Source organism: Hydrogenophaga sp. YM1 (assembly GCF_016903055.1).
Lineage (GTDB): Bacteria > Pseudomonadota > Gammaproteobacteria > Burkholderiales > Burkholderiaceae_C > Hydrogenophaga > Hydrogenophaga borbori.
Genome location: NZ_CP070223.1, coordinates 4,475,683 through 4,488,316, shown reverse-complemented (window position 1 = coordinate 4,488,316; position 12,634 = coordinate 4,475,683). Strand labels below are relative to the sequence as shown.

Genomic DNA, 12,634 nt, shown 5'->3' with positions numbered 1-12,634 from the left:
TCAGCCTTTCGGGTACTTGGCGTTGGCCTTCTGCGCGAAGCTGTTGGTGTAGACCGCGCTCAGGTCGAGCTTGGCCTTGGCGATGGCGGCGTCCACGCTGCCCAGGGCCCGGAAGGCGGTCTCGGGGCCCTTGGTGGGGAACAGGCCGTCGGGCGACAGCGCCTTCTGCGCGGCCAGGAAGCCGTCGATGTAGACCGCGCGGTCGCCGAGCAGGTAGCTCTCGGGCACCACCTTGATGATGTCGCCCGCGCCGGCCTTCTGGATCCACTTGTTGGCGCGCACGATGGCGTTGGCCATGGCCTGCACGGTGTTCGGGTTCTTGTCGATGAAGGGCTGCGGGCAGTACAGGCAGGCCGCGGGCATAGGGCCGCCGAACACCTTCTCGGCCTCGCTCACGATGCGCGTGTCCGAGACGATCTTCAGGTCGCCCGAGCGCTGCAGCAGGGTGATGACCGGGTCGAGGTTGCTGATGGCGTCGATCTGGCCCGCGCGCATGGCGGCCACGGCGCCGTTGCTCGCCCCCACGCCGACGATGCTGACGTCGCTGGGCTTGAGGCCGGCCTTGGCCAGCACGAAGTTCACCAGCACGTTGGTGGAGCTGCCCGGCGCGGTCACGCCGATCTTCTTGCCCTTGAGGTCGGCCACGGTCTTGAAGTTGGCCATGGTCTTGGGGTTCACGCCCAGCACGATCTGCGGCGCCAGGCCCTGCAGCACGAAGGCGCGCATGGGCTGGCCCTTGAACTGCATGTTCACCGTGTGCTCGAAGGCGCCCGACACCACGTCGGCGCTGCCGCCGACCACGGCCTGCAGGGCGCGCGAGCCGCCGGCGAAGTCGACGATGGTCAGGTCCAGGCCCTCGTCCTTGAAGTAGCCCAGCTGCTCGGCGATGGTCAGCGGCAGGTAGTAGAAGAGGTTTTTGCCGCCCACGGCGATGGTGCACTTGGGCTTTTCCAGGCCCTGCGCGGCGGCGAAACGGGGCAGGGCGGCGGCGGCGAGGCCGCCGGCGACGAAGTGGCGTCGTTGCATGTCGGGTCTCCTGAGGGGCGGGGCGGGTGGCCCCGCTGGGGTGGTGGCCCGGCGATGATAGTCCGGGGGGTTTCCCAGTCGCGCGGCGCGGGACTGGGGATTGCCCTTAGCCCCGCCTCAGGCCGCCTTCAGGCCACCGGCAGCCCGTCCACGAAGACCTTGAGCTCCTCGGGCGCGAAGGGGGTCCACACCTCGTTGCGGGTGAGCGGCGTGGTCACGATCACCGCCGCGCGGTCGCCGGGGTGGTTGAGCTCGGCGAAGTTCACCGTCCAGTCGCGGTCTTTCAGCGTGGCCAGCGAGAACGGGTGCTGGCGCACCAGCCAATGCAGGTGGGTGCTGCAGTGCGCCCACAGGGCTTCGCCGTTGGAGAGCAGGAAGTTGAAGCTGCCGAAGCGGCGCACCTGCGGCACCAGTTCGCGCAGGGTGCGGGTGAGCTCGTCCACGCTGGGCAGGGACGCGTGCGACTTGGCCATTTCCTGCATCAGCCAGCAGAAGGCGCGTTCGCTGTCGGTGCTGCCCACGGGGCGGAAGTGGCTGTGCAGGTTCGGCTCGTAGTCCTTCAGGTCGCCGTTGTGCGCGAACACCCACTGGCGGCCCCAGAGCTGGCGCACGAAGGGGTGGGCATTCTCCAGCGCCACCTCGCCGATGGTGGCCTTGCGAACGTGGGCGATGATGTTGCGGCTCTTGAGCGGGTAGCCCTGCAGGAAGGCCGCCATGGGCGAGTCGTGTGCGCTGCGGTGGTCGATGAAGAGGCGCAGGCCCTTGCCCTCGAAGAAGGCGATGCCCCAGCCGTCGGCGTGGTGGTCGGTCTTGCCGCCGCGGTCGCAGAAGCCCGTGAAGCTGAACGAGGCGTCGGTGGGCGTGGCGCAGTTGAGTCCCAGCAGTTGGCACATGGCGCGGATTCTGCCCTTTCGCTGGCGGCCTATCCCCGGGCAGTATGCCGTTCGGGCGGCGATGGCGGTTCGGCGGGGCCCGGGGGCTTCAGCCGGGCGGCGGCCAGCAGGGCCAGCGCGCAGATGGCCGCGAGCATGAGGAAGGTTTCGTCGAAGGCCGCGAGGCGCGACGGCGTGGTGGGCGAGGCGTCGAGCGGCGCGCCGTGCGCGGCCAGCCGCCACTCCAGGAAGATGCCGCACAGGCTCACGCCCGCCGCGCCGCCCAGCATGCGCAGGAAGTTGATGACGCTGGCGCCCTGCGGGATGTGGGCGTGGCCCAGCCCGCGCATGGCGCCGATGTTGAGCGAGGGCAGGATGAAGCCCAGCCCGATGCGCCCGACGATGGCCCAGAGCACCAGCAGCGGGATGATGCGCGCCGCGTGCTCCAGCCGGATCGTGACCATCAGCGCGAACGAGGCCGCCAGCAGCACCAGGCCGATGCACACCAGGCGGTGCGTGGGCTGGCGGTCGGCCAGGCGGCCGACGCTGGCGATCGTCACCGCCAGCACCAGGCCCGAAGGCAGCAGCACCGTGCCCACCACGGAAGGCGAGAGCTGCAGGCCCATCAGCATGTACACCGGCAGCAGGTAGGTGGAGCCGAACAGCGCCACGCCGTAGATGAAGGCCACCAGGCTGCCCATGGCGAAGCGGCGGTCGGCGAACAGGCTCAGGTTCATCAGCGGCTCGGGCCCGTGCGCGTGGCGGTGCGCCTGCAGCATGCGCCGCGCCAGCCAGACGAAGACCAGCAGCAAGGCGCCGGCCGTCAGCAGCAGCGTGGCCGCGGTGAGCGGCGTGCCGCCCTGCAGTTCCACCAGGCCATTGAGCAGGCACAAGGTGCCCGCGGCGGCCAGCAGCAGGCCGCGCCAGTCGAGCGCGGCGCCCGCGCGGTTGGCGGCCTGGCCGCCGGGCGCGGAGGTGGGGATGAGCTTGCGCGCCATCCACAGCGAGGCGATGCAGAACGGCACCACCATGAAGAAGATGGAGCGCCAGCCGAACCAGTCCACCAGGACGCCGCCGATGCTGGGCCCCAGCGCCGGCGCCAGCACCACGCCCATGCCGAAGACGCCGCTGGCGCGGCCCTGCTCGGTCGAGTCGAAGGCGCGCAGGATGATGATGGCCGGGATGGGCTGCACCACGCCCGCCGCCAGGCCCTCGGCCACGCGCGCGGCCAGCACCAGCGGGTAGTGGTTGGCCAGGCCGCCGGCCATGCCGCCCACCAGCAGCAGCCACATGCAGCCCGAATAGGTGGCGCGGTAGCCATAACGCGCCAGCAGCCAGGGCGTGGTGAGCATGGACACGGTCATCGCCGCCATGAAGCCCGAGCTGACCCATTGCGCGCGCTCCTGGCCCAGCGTGAAGTGCTGGCTCATGTCGGGGATGGCCACGTTGACCACGGTGGACGACATGATGGACGCCATGGTGCCCACCATGACGGCGAGCAGCAGCAGCCAGCGGTAGCGCGGTCCGTAGCGTTCGCGCAGCGCGGGCAGCCCGTGGGGCGAGGGCGGTGGTGCGGGCGGTTCGCTCATGGGCGGGGTGCCAGCGCCTGGCGCACGCAGGCCTGACAGACGCAGGCCTGGCGGCGCGCCGCCTCGGGGATGCGGGCGAGCAGCTCGGGGCTGAAGGTTTCGCTCACGCACCAGCACGGTGGCTGCGGCTCGCCGGTGGCCTTCTCGATCTCCACCGCGCAGCGGTTGTCGCCGCCGCACAAGGGGCAGCGCGTCGCGTCGATGGGGGTGGGCGGGTGGGCGGGCATGGGAGGGAGTATCCGCCGCGCCATTGTCGCCGCTGCGCGGGACGGGGCGATCAGGGGTGCTCGGGGTCCTGGAAGAGCTCGATCACCAGTTCGCGGAACCAGCGTTGCAGGGGGTTGTTGTGTGTGCGGTCGTGCCACAGCAGCACGACCCCGAACGGCTCCAGGTCCAGCGGCGGCTCGAAGATCTCGATGTCGGTGAACTGGGTGAACCCCTTGGCGACTTTCTCGGGCACGGTGGCGATCAGGTCGGTCTGCTCGATGATGAAGGGAATGCCCAGGAAGGTGGGCTTGGACATCACCGTGCGCCGGGGGCGGCCCGCGCGCTCGAGCGCCTGCTCGATCTGCGCGTTGTACATGGTGGCCTGGCCGGGCTCGACGATCACGTGGCCCTGGTCGCAGAAGCGCCGCAGGTCCATGGCGCCGGACAGCAGCGGATGGCCGCGCCGGGCCACGCCCACGAGGCGGTCGCGGAACAGCGGGCGCACGCGAAGGCTGGCGGGGGGATTGGGGAAGTAGGTGATGGACACGTCCACTTCGCCGCTGCTGAAGATCTCGCCGAAGCGCGTGGGGTTGGGGCCGACGATGCGCAGGATCACGTGGGGCGCGCGCCGCGCGAGTTCCTTCACCAGCGACGGCACCACCACGAAGTCGATGTAGTCGGTGACGATCAGCGTGACCGTGTCGTGCGCCTGCGAGGGATCGAAGTCGCGGCGCTCGTGCATCAGCGCGTCGACGTGGCGCAGCGTGTCGGCCAGGCGCGGCGCGATCTCCTGCGCGCGCGCGGTGAGCACCAGGCCGCTGCCGCTCTTCACCAGCAGCGGGTCGTTGAACACCGTGCGCAGCTTGGACAGGGCCAGGCTCATCGACGACTGGCTCATCTCCAGCCGTGCCGCGGCTCGCGTGACATGCGCCTCGCGCAGCAGCGCGTCCAGCGCCACCAGCAGGTTCAGGTCCAGGTCGCGTAGCCTCATGGGGATCGTCTTGTCGATGGCGGCTATCGGTGTGGCGAATTGCGATCGAAGGCCTCGTTTGAGTTTAATCAAGGACAGCAGAGAACAACGGAGACAAGCCATGCATTCCCCACCGGCCGGTGGCGCCGCGCGCCGCTAGCGCGCGCCCGCGCCACGCGGCCTTTCCCTCCCCTTCACTCCGCGGCGACGAGCCGCGCCTTTCGTGCGACACCGCATCGCGCGCGGCTGCGTGCCGCCTGCCTGCGCGCCGCTTCCCTTCAGGAGACCCACCATGGAACAGAAGATCCCCACCATCCGCGTCACGCGAGAGCAGATGCGCCAGCGCGTCGCGCTGTTCAGCGAGATCCGCGGCCACGACGGCGGCCTGCCCGACAGCCGCCACCCGAGCGCGCTGCGCAAGCTCTACAACATCATCGGCTTCCAGCCGCCGAAGAAATCCGATGGCACGGTGGTCGTGTCCCCCGTGGGCGACGAGGCGGCCGAGGCCGCGCACATCAAGATCAGCGAAGGCTTCAACCTGGGCTTCTGCGAGGCCGCGCCGGGCAAGGGCCCGATGATGCACAACCACGACACCAACGAGACCTTCATGCCCATGACGGGGCAGTGGCGCTGCTCGTGGGAGGTGGACGGTCAGGTCGAGAGCTTCGACCTCGGTCCGTTCGACGTGATCTCCTTTCCCGCCGGTGTGCAGCGCCGGTTCGAGAACGTGAGCTTCGGCGAGCCGGACAAGACGCACTGGCTGATGTTCGTGATCGGCGGCGACGCGCCGCAGGCCGAGTTCTCGCCCGAGGCGCACGAGCGCTTGATCGCCGAAGGCTTCATGTCGGCCGACGGAAAGTACTGAGCCATGCAGGAAATGCTCGACCGGCTGGAAAGCCGCTACGCCTGGTCTTCGCTCGAGGTCGATGGCGTCGAGTGGCGCTGGCTCGACACCGCCGGCAAGGGGCCGGCGGTGGTGCTGCTGCCCGGCTCCGTGGGCGATGGCGCGATGTTCGTTCGCACCCTGCTGTCGCTGGGCGAGCGGCTGCGCCTGATCGCCGTGACCTACCCGGCGCTGCCCGAGGCCCCGCGCCTGGCCGACGGCCTGAAGGCCGTGGTCGACCACCTGGGACTGCCGCCCTGCGTGGTGGTGGGCTCGTCCTTCGCCGCCTGGTGGGCGCAGTTCTTCGCCCTGCAGTACCCGCAGCAGGTGCGCCGCCTGGTCATCGGCAACGGCTTCACGGACGGCGGCGACCTGGCCGCCAACCCGCTGTTCGACCCCGCCTGGGTGGCGGGCGTGTCGCCCGAGGCGCTGCACGCCACCTGGCTGGAGCGCGTGGCCAGCGCGCCGGTGTCGCCGCTGCAGCAGCTGCAGCGCGTGATGCTGGCCAGGCGCCAGTCGCCGGCCAGCCTGCACTCGCGCTTCGCCGGCGTGACGCAGGCGCGCGCCTGTCCCCCACTGCCCCTGGAGCCGTCGCAGATCGTGGTGCTGGACTGCGCCGACGATCCGCTGATCCCGCCCGAGGCGCGCGATCGCCTGCGTGAGCGCTACCCCGGGTCGCGCCACGTGCGCCTGCAGAGCGGCGGCCACTACCCGCACCTGCTCAACCCCGAGGCCTACGAGAGCCTGCTGCTCGACCTCAGTTTCGAATGACCCCTATCCGAGGAGACAAGCCATGACATTCGCCCATTCCCTGCTGGCCGCCGCGCTGGCCCTCGCCGCGTCGATCGCCCACGCCGACAACTTCACCCTGCGCATGGGCGGCGGGCACACCACCGGCCTGACCTACATCAGCGTGTACGACGGCTTCTTCGCCGACGAGGTGAGCCAGCGCGTGAAGGCGCGCACCGGGCACAACCTGCGCTTCATCAAGGCCTGGGGCGGCAGCGTCGCCAAGGTCGACGGCGCTCTGGAGGCCGTGCAGAAGGGTTCGCTGGACATCGGCCTGTCGCCGATCGGCTTCGAGCAGGCGCGCGCCGGCCTGCTGAACTACAGCGCCTACATGCCCTTCACCGCCGACGACCCGGTGCTGCAGCAGAAGGTGGCCTCGCGCATGCTGAAGGAAGTGCCGGCGCTGCAGGAGAGCGTGAAACCCTACAACGCGCACATCCTGGCGCAGATGGTGACCGAGGCCTATGGCGTGGCCACCAGCTTCGACTGGCAGCGCGTGGATGAGCTCAAGGGCAAGCGCATCGCCATGGCCGGTACCAACGCGCCGCTGTTCATGCCCACGGGCGCGGTGCCCGTGACGCTGGGCATCGGCGAACACTACCAGGCCATGCAGAACGGCCTGGCCGACGGCAGCCTGTTCATGGTCTCTGGCATGGAAGCCTTCAAGCTGCGCGAGGTGGCCAAGGTCTGGACCAAGACCGGCTTCGGCTCCTACAGCACCTTCGTGTCGTTCATGAACCTGAACACCCGCGCGCGCCTGCCGAAAGAGGTGATCGCCATCATCGACGAGGTGGCCGAAGAGGCGACCGCGAAGATCGCGGCCGCCAGCCGCCAGCGCGACCTGGACATCGAGGCTCGCCTGCGCGGTTCGGGCACGCAGATCCATGCGCTGTCCGATGCCGAGAAACGCCGCTGGGCGGAGCTCGTGAAGGACCTGCCGGGCCGCGCCGCCAAGGAGCTCGACGCCAAGGGGCAGCCCGCGACGCAGGTCCTCAAGACCTATGTCCGCTTCCTCGAGGAAGCCGGCTACAAGTTCCCCATCGCCTACCCGCTCTGAGCCGCCGTGAAGAACCCATTCGACACGTTGCTGAAGGCGCTGCACGCCATCGGTGCCGCGCTGCTCGCGCTGCTCACCCTGGTCATCTGCTATGACGTCGCGGGCCGGTTGCTGTTCAACCACCCGTTCGCGGGCACGGCCGAGCTGACCGGTGCCGGCCTGGTGCTGCTGACCTTCCTGCAAGCGCCCAGCGCCATGCGCCGCGGCAAGCTGCTGCGCGTCACCTTCCTGCTGGAGCGCCTGCCGGCCCGCGCGGCCGGCGCACTCGTGGGCGCCGCCTGGCTGATCGGCGCGCTGGTGTTCGCCACCTTCCTGGCCTCGGGCTGGGCGCCCGCCATCGAAGGCTGGCGAAGCGCGGAGTTCTACGGCAACGACGCGTTCCGGCTGCCCGCCTGGCCCCTGCGCTTCGGCACCTTGCTCTTGTGGTCCGTGGGCGCGCTGGTCTGCCTGCGCTTGTGCGCGGACGCCTGGCGCGGCCGCGGACCGAGCGAGCCGGTCCCGGCCGATTGAGAGGAGATTCGCCATGTTCTTCGAAACCTGGGCCGCGCTGTTCGTGCTGGTGGCCCTTGTCATCCTGGGCGTGCCGGTGGTGTTCGCCTTCGCCGGCAGCGCGCTGTTCGGCCTTTACTTCGCGCTCGGCGGCGTGTGGCCGGCCATGGACCTGGTGGGCCAGACGGCGCTCTCCGGCATCAAGGACTACAACCTGGTGGTGATCCCCTGCTTCACGGTGATGGGCATGTTGATCGCGCACTGCGGCGCGGCGGCCGACCTGTTCAGTGTGATCAACCGGCGCCTGCGCGGCGTGCCCGGCCGCCTGGCCGTGGCGACCGTGGGCGGCAACGCCGTGTTCGCGGCTGTGACCGGCGTCGGCGTGGCCTCGGCGGCGGCCTTCAGCCACGTGGCCTATCCCGTGATGCGCGACCACCGCTACAGCCGCAGCTTCGCCACCGGCTGCATCGCGGGCAGTTCGGTGCTGGGCCTGCTCATCCCACCGTCGGTGTTCATGATCGTCTGGGCCATACTCACCGAGCAGTCGGTGGGCAAGCTGTTTGCGGCCGGCGTGGTGCCGGGCCTGCTGCTGGCCCTGATGTACGCGCTGTACTGCGGCGTCTACGCGAAGCTGCGGCCCGACGCGGCCCCGGAGAGCGACGACGCGGCAGCGCCGGCCGAGCGCGGCGCGGCGCTGGGCGCGGCCGGCGTGGGGGCGCTCATCGTGGTCACGCTGGGCGGGATCTGGTTCGGCTACTTCACGCCCACCGAGGGCAGCGCGGTGGGCCTCATGGGTGCGCTGGTGGTGGCCTGGCTCAAGGGCATGCGCTGGACCGGCATCCGGGGCGCCTTCGTCGAGGCCGGCCACACGGTCACGCCCATCATGCTGCTGCTGCTCACGGCCACCATGTTCAGCAAGCTGGTCGCGCTCAACGGCATTCCGCAGGAAGTGCAGGCGCTGCTGCAGGCCTGGGGCCTGGGGCCCACGGGCACCATGCTGTTCATGGTGGTGGTCTGGTTCGTGCTCGGCATGCTGATCGACAGCATTTCCATCATGCTGCTCACGGTGCCGATCTTCTGGCCCATCGCCATGTCCATGGGGTTCGATCCCATCGTGTTCGCCCTGATCGGCATCCTGGTGATCGAGGCCGGCGTGCTCACGCCCCCGTTCGGCATCAGCGTCTTCGTGGTGAAGGCGGCGGTGCCCGACCCGTTGCTCAAGGTGCAGGAGATCTTCCGCGGCGTGGCGCCCTACTGGATCCTCATCCTGCTGCTGGCCTGGACCATCCACACCTGGCCCGCGCTGGCGACCTGGCTGCCCTCGCGGATGTGAGTCCCGGGCATGGGCTGGCTTGCCACGGCCGCGGGTGCGGATACCCCTGGGAGAACCGCTCCGGTCGGCTGTGGCAGGGCTTTGACCGTCATTCGGACTAGGCGACCGCCCAAACCGGTGGGGTCTACACCGTGCTGGTGGAGGGCGACGACATGACCGAACCAGTGGCCGACGAGACCCGGTCCATTCTCGATGGGCACATCGTGCTGTCGCGCGAGCTGGCGGCGGCCAACCACTACCCGGCCATCGACGTGCTGGCCTCGGCCTCGCGGGTGATGGGCGCCCTGGTATCCCCTCAGCACAAGGCCGCGGCCGGCCGGGTGCGCGAGCTGCTGGCGAAGTACGACGAGATCGAGCTGTTGCTGAAAGTCGGCGAGTACAAGAAGGGCGCCGATCGGGTGGCCGATGTGGCGATCGAACGCCGCGAGGCCATCAACGCCTTTTTGCGGCAGCCCATACACGAGTTGTCGGGCTTCGACGCCGCGATCAAGCAACTGCGGACCCTGGCGGCCTGAGCCGCCCAGCGGGCCCTTGCATTTCCCTTCTTGCCCGCGGCCGTCGGCCGCTGCATCGGTGGTACCGTTGTACCGGCCGTGCGACCGACCGGTCGGATCATGTCTCCGTTGCATGGACTGTCAAATTTGACAGGGGTGAAGTTGGAGATTCAAAGATTTTGAGGTAAAATTGAGGCGGGTGCCGAGAGGTGCCTCCCGCTTTTCCTCCCTGAGCGGGTGCCTTAGTGTGTGACAGCAAAAAGGCTTCCCAACCCGGCCCCTGGCCGGGTTTTTTTTGTCCATTCGCCTGCTGAGAGGGTGTTGGATCGCGCGAACTACACTGCCCGGATGCTCTGGGTCAAAGCCTTTCACATCGTGTTCGTGGCCAGCTGGTTTGCTGGCCTGTTCTACCTCCCGCGCGTCTTTGTGAACCTGGCCATGGTGCCGCCCGAAAGCGTGGCCGAGCGGGCGCGCCTGCTGCTCATGGCTCGCAAGCTGCTGCGGTTCACCACCCTGCTGGCGGTGCCGGCGCTGGCGCTGGGGCTGTGGTTGTGGCTGGGGTATGGCATCGGGCGGGGGCCGGGCAATGGCTGGATGCATGCCAAGCTGTTCGTGGTGGTGCTGGTGCTGGGCTACCACCACGCCTGCGGCGTCTTGTTGCGGCGCTTCGAGCGCGGGGCGTCGCGGCACGGCCATGTCTGGTTCCGCTGGTTCAACGAGGCGCCGGTGCTGCTGCTGGTGGCGGCGGTGGTGCTGGTGGTAGTCAAGCCCTTTTGAGCGCCGGCGCCATGGTCACGGGCTCTCGGACGTCGGCCTGGCCTTTGGCCGTGCTGTACGCGGGTCTGATCGCTTATGCCAGTCTTTATCCCTTCACGGGCTGGCGCGTCCAGGGCGTGGAGCCGTGGTCCTGGTTGTGGGCGCCGTGGCCGCAGTACTGGACGGGTTTCGACCTCTGGACCAACTTCGTGGGCTATGTGCCGCTGGGCGCCCTGATGGTGGGGGCCGCCCTTCGGCTGGGTTGGCGTCGCGGGGCGTTCTGGTGGGGCGCCGGCGGTGCCGTGGTGCTGTCGGGCCTCGTCGAGAGCCTGCAGACCTTCTTGCCGGGGCGCGTTCCCTCCAACGTGGACTTCGGCCTGAATTCGACCGGGGGCGCGCTGGGCGCCGGTCTCATGGTCCTGCTGGACCGCTGGGGCGTGCTGGCGCGCTGGGGCCGCTTTCGCGACGGTTGGTTCGCGCCCGGGGCGCACGGCGGGCTCGTGCTGCTGGCGCTGTGGCCGCTGGCCCTGCTGTACCCGGCTGCGGTGCCCTTTGGGTTGGGGCAGGTGGCCGATCGCCTGATGCTGGCGCTGGCCGACTGGCTCGGCGACACCCCGTTCCTTGCGTGGTTGCCGACGCGTGCGGAGCCGGTGGTGCCGTTGAGTCTGCTGACGCAGGCATTCTGTGTGGCGCTGAGCCTGCTGGCGCCGCTGCTTATGGCCTTCGGCGACATGAAGGGCGGGTGGCGGCGGGTGCTGTTCCTGCCGCTGTTCTTTGGCGGCGCCACGCTGGTCGCGGGGCTGTCGTCGGCGCTGACGCACGGGCCGGACCATGCCTGGGCCTGGCTCAGTCCTGTGGCGGTGGTCGGCATGCTCGCGGCCTTGGTGGTGGGGCTGGCCTGCCTGCCCCTTCCCCGGCGGATGTGCCACGCCCTGATGCTGCTGTGCCTGGCCGTGGCGCTCTCGCTGCTCAATCGCGCACCCGAGGTGCCCTACATGGTGCAGTCGCTCGAGGTCTGGGAGCAAGGGCGTTTCATCCGCTTTCACGGCCTGTCGCAGTGGCTGGGGTGGCTGTGGCCTTTTGCTGCCATTCTGTTCGGGCTGCGGGCCGTGGCGCGTCCGCCAGGACACCAGGAGGCGGCGGCCTAGAATCGCGCCATGGCCGATGGCACCGCTACCCCTCCCGCTTCCTACTATCAGCGGCATATTTTTTTCTGCCTCAATCAGCGCGAGGGTGGCGAAGCCTGCTGCGCCGACCACAAGGCCGAAGACGCTTTTGCCCGTTGCAAGTCGCGCGCCAAGGCCCTCGGCCTGCTCGGGCCGGGCGGCGTGCGCGTCAACCGCGCGGGCTGTCTTGACCGCTGCGCGGGTGGCCCGATCGCGGTGGTGTACCCGGAGGCCGTCTGGTACAGCTATGTCGATCAAGCGGACATCGATGAAATCGTCGAGTCGCATCTGCGCGATGGCGTCGTGGTCGAGCGGCTGCTGACGCCTCCCGACGTGGGCCGCTGAGGTGAACGCGCAAACCGAATCGCGTCTGATCGACGGTCCGGCCGGCGCCATCGAGCTCGCCATCGACCGGCCCGAGGGCGCGGCCCGCGCCACGGCCGTCATCGCCCATCCGCATCCCTTGCACGGTGGCACGCTCACCAACAAAGTGGTGCAAACCCTGGCGCGCGCGGCCGTGCTGGCGGGCATGGTGGCGGTGCGTTTCAACTTCCGCGGCGTGGGGCGCTCCGGCGGGCAGTACGACGAGGGGCGCGGCGAGACCGACGACCTGATGGCCGTGGTGCAGTCGGAGGCGCCTTCCGGGCCCCTGGCCCTGGCCGGCTTCTCCTTCGGCTCCTACGTCACCAGCCAGGCCCTGCAGCGCCTGCATCCCGTGCGCGACGTCCGCGAGTTGGTCCTGGTCGGTACCGCCGCCAGCCGATTTCAAGTGGCGCCGGTTCCGCAGGAACTTCAGGCCCGAACGCTGGTCGTTCACGGCGAGCTTGACGACACGGTGCCGCTGAGCGCGGTCATGGACTGGGCTCGCCCGCAGTCCCTGCCCGTGGTGGTGGTGCCGGGCGGCGGCCACTTCTTCCATGGCCAGCTGCCCTTGCTGCGCGAGCTGGTGTGGCGCCATTGGCGGCCTTGAGCCGCGGTGGCGCCGATTTTTTTGAGGACTTTG

14 protein-coding genes and 1 pseudogene are annotated in these 12,634 nt (G+C 69.5%); 10 read left to right on the top strand and 5 right to left on the bottom strand.

Features of this window, described 5'->3' with window-relative positions; all coding sequences use genetic code 11:
• The 5 genes from JNX00_RS21135 to JNX00_RS21115 all read right to left on the bottom strand — a co-directional run bounded on the left by JNX00_RS21135 (nucleotide 1) and on the right by JNX00_RS21115 (nucleotide 4,685).
• Entirely contained in the window at nucleotides 1-1,026 is a 1,026-nt protein-coding gene (locus JNX00_RS21135) for an ABC transporter substrate-binding protein (protein WP_204743606.1), read from the bottom strand.
• A 128-nt stretch (nucleotides 1,027-1,154) separates the two neighbouring features.
• Nucleotides 1,155-1,919, bottom strand: coding sequence for a class II glutamine amidotransferase (locus tag JNX00_RS21130; protein WP_070400848.1), 765 nt, complete (start codon nucleotides 1,917-1,919; stop codon nucleotides 1,155-1,157).
• A gap of 29 nt (nucleotides 1,920-1,948) precedes the next feature.
• Nucleotides 1,949-3,487, bottom strand: coding sequence for an MFS transporter (locus JNX00_RS21125; protein ID WP_204743605.1), 1,539 nt, complete (start codon nucleotides 3,485-3,487; stop codon nucleotides 1,949-1,951).
• A complete protein-coding gene (locus tag JNX00_RS21120) occupies nucleotides 3,484-3,714 on the bottom strand; it encodes a cysteine-rich CWC family protein (RefSeq protein WP_070400846.1) in 231 nt (76 codons plus the stop codon). Before JNX00_RS21120 ends, JNX00_RS21125 begins: the two co-directional genes overlap by 4 nt.
• A 50-nt stretch (nucleotides 3,715-3,764) precedes the next feature.
• Nucleotides 3,765-4,685 carry a LysR family transcriptional regulator gene (locus JNX00_RS21115; RefSeq protein WP_204743604.1) on the bottom strand — a complete coding sequence of 307 codons (921 nt, stop codon included), beginning with the start codon at nucleotides 4,683-4,685 and terminating at the stop codon, nucleotides 3,765-3,767.
• A 271-nt stretch (nucleotides 4,686-4,956) separates the two neighbouring features.
• On the opposite strand from JNX00_RS21115, the gene JNX00_RS21110 reads away from it, so the two are divergent.
• From JNX00_RS21110 to JNX00_RS21065, 10 genes and pseudogenes are all read left to right on the top strand, one after another.
• Nucleotides 4,957-5,529: a cupin domain-containing protein gene (locus JNX00_RS21110; RefSeq protein ID WP_116959960.1), complete on the top strand. Its 573-nt coding sequence runs from the start codon at nucleotides 4,957-4,959 to the stop codon at nucleotides 5,527-5,529.
• Nucleotides 5,530-5,532: 3 nt separating this feature from the next.
• On the top strand, nucleotides 5,533-6,318 hold the full coding sequence (locus tag JNX00_RS21105) for an alpha/beta hydrolase (protein ID WP_204743603.1): 786 nt from the start codon (nucleotides 5,533-5,535) through the stop codon (nucleotides 6,316-6,318).
• A 22-nt stretch (nucleotides 6,319-6,340) separates the two neighbouring features.
• The gene (gene dctP / locus JNX00_RS21100) at nucleotides 6,341-7,393 is read left to right on the top strand and encodes a TRAP transporter substrate-binding protein DctP (RefSeq protein WP_204743602.1); all 1,053 of its coding nucleotides are present in this window, start codon (nucleotides 6,341-6,343) and stop codon (nucleotides 7,391-7,393) included.
• 6 nt (nucleotides 7,394-7,399) lie between these two features.
• The gene (locus JNX00_RS21095; RefSeq protein ID WP_204743601.1) at nucleotides 7,400-7,903 is read left to right on the top strand and encodes a TRAP transporter small permease; all 504 of its coding nucleotides are present in this window, start codon (nucleotides 7,400-7,402) and stop codon (nucleotides 7,901-7,903) included.
• 13 nt (nucleotides 7,904-7,916) lie between these two features.
• Nucleotides 7,917-9,215 carry a TRAP transporter large permease gene (locus JNX00_RS21090; RefSeq protein WP_204743600.1) on the top strand — a complete coding sequence of 433 codons (1,299 nt, stop codon included), beginning with the start codon at nucleotides 7,917-7,919 and terminating at the stop codon, nucleotides 9,213-9,215.
• Between the two features lie 122 nt (nucleotides 9,216-9,337).
• Nucleotides 9,338-9,730 (top strand): annotated as a pseudogene (locus JNX00_RS21085) (EscN/YscN/HrcN family type III secretion system ATPase); the annotation flags it as partial.
• Nucleotides 9,731-10,057: 327 nt separating this feature from the next.
• Nucleotides 10,058-10,486, top strand: coding sequence for a CopD family protein (locus JNX00_RS21080; protein ID WP_070400843.1), 429 nt, complete (start codon nucleotides 10,058-10,060; stop codon nucleotides 10,484-10,486).
• 50 nt (nucleotides 10,487-10,536) lie between these two features.
• On the top strand, nucleotides 10,537-11,613 hold the full coding sequence (locus JNX00_RS21075; protein ID WP_345774103.1) for a VanZ family protein: 1,077 nt from the start codon (nucleotides 10,537-10,539) through the stop codon (nucleotides 11,611-11,613).
• A 9-nt stretch (nucleotides 11,614-11,622) separates the two neighbouring features.
• The gene (locus JNX00_RS21070) at nucleotides 11,623-11,976 is read left to right on the top strand and encodes a 2Fe-2S ferredoxin (protein WP_070400841.1); all 354 of its coding nucleotides are present in this window, start codon (nucleotides 11,623-11,625) and stop codon (nucleotides 11,974-11,976) included.
• A gap of 1 nt (nucleotide 11,977) precedes the next feature.
• A complete protein-coding gene (locus JNX00_RS21065) occupies nucleotides 11,978-12,601 on the top strand; it encodes an alpha/beta hydrolase (protein ID WP_204743598.1) in 624 nt (207 codons plus the stop codon).
• Nucleotides 12,602-12,634 lie beyond the last annotated feature (33 nt).

Excerpts from the sequence above, each read along its gene's own strand:
- JNX00_RS21135 (WP_204743606.1), bottom strand. The coding sequence starts at position 1,026 with ATGCAACGACGCCACTTCGTCGCCGGCGGCCTCGCCGCCGCCGCCCTG.
- JNX00_RS21130 (WP_070400848.1), bottom strand. The coding sequence starts at position 1,919 with ATGTGCCAACTGCTGGGACTCAACTGCGCCACGCCCACCGACGCCTCG.
- JNX00_RS21125 (WP_204743605.1), bottom strand. The coding sequence starts at position 3,487 with ATGAGCGAACCGCCCGCACCACCGCCCTCGCCCCACGGGCTGCCCGCG.
- JNX00_RS21120 (WP_070400846.1), bottom strand. The coding sequence starts at position 3,714 with ATGCCCGCCCACCCGCCCACCCCCATCGACGCGACGCGCTGCCCCTTG.
- JNX00_RS21115 (WP_204743604.1), bottom strand. The coding sequence starts at position 4,685 with ATGAGGCTACGCGACCTGGACCTGAACCTGCTGGTGGCGCTGGACGCG.
- JNX00_RS21110 (WP_116959960.1), top strand. The coding sequence starts at position 4,957 with ATGGAACAGAAGATCCCCACCATCCGCGTCACGCGAGAGCAGATGCGC.
- JNX00_RS21105 (WP_204743603.1), top strand. The coding sequence starts at position 5,533 with ATGCAGGAAATGCTCGACCGGCTGGAAAGCCGCTACGCCTGGTCTTCG.
- dctP (WP_204743602.1), top strand. The coding sequence starts at position 6,341 with ATGACATTCGCCCATTCCCTGCTGGCCGCCGCGCTGGCCCTCGCCGCG.
- JNX00_RS21090 (WP_204743600.1), top strand. The coding sequence starts at position 7,917 with ATGTTCTTCGAAACCTGGGCCGCGCTGTTCGTGCTGGTGGCCCTTGTC.
- JNX00_RS21080 (WP_070400843.1), top strand. The coding sequence starts at position 10,058 with ATGCTCTGGGTCAAAGCCTTTCACATCGTGTTCGTGGCCAGCTGGTTT.
- JNX00_RS21070 (WP_070400841.1), top strand. The coding sequence starts at position 11,623 with ATGGCCGATGGCACCGCTACCCCTCCCGCTTCCTACTATCAGCGGCAT.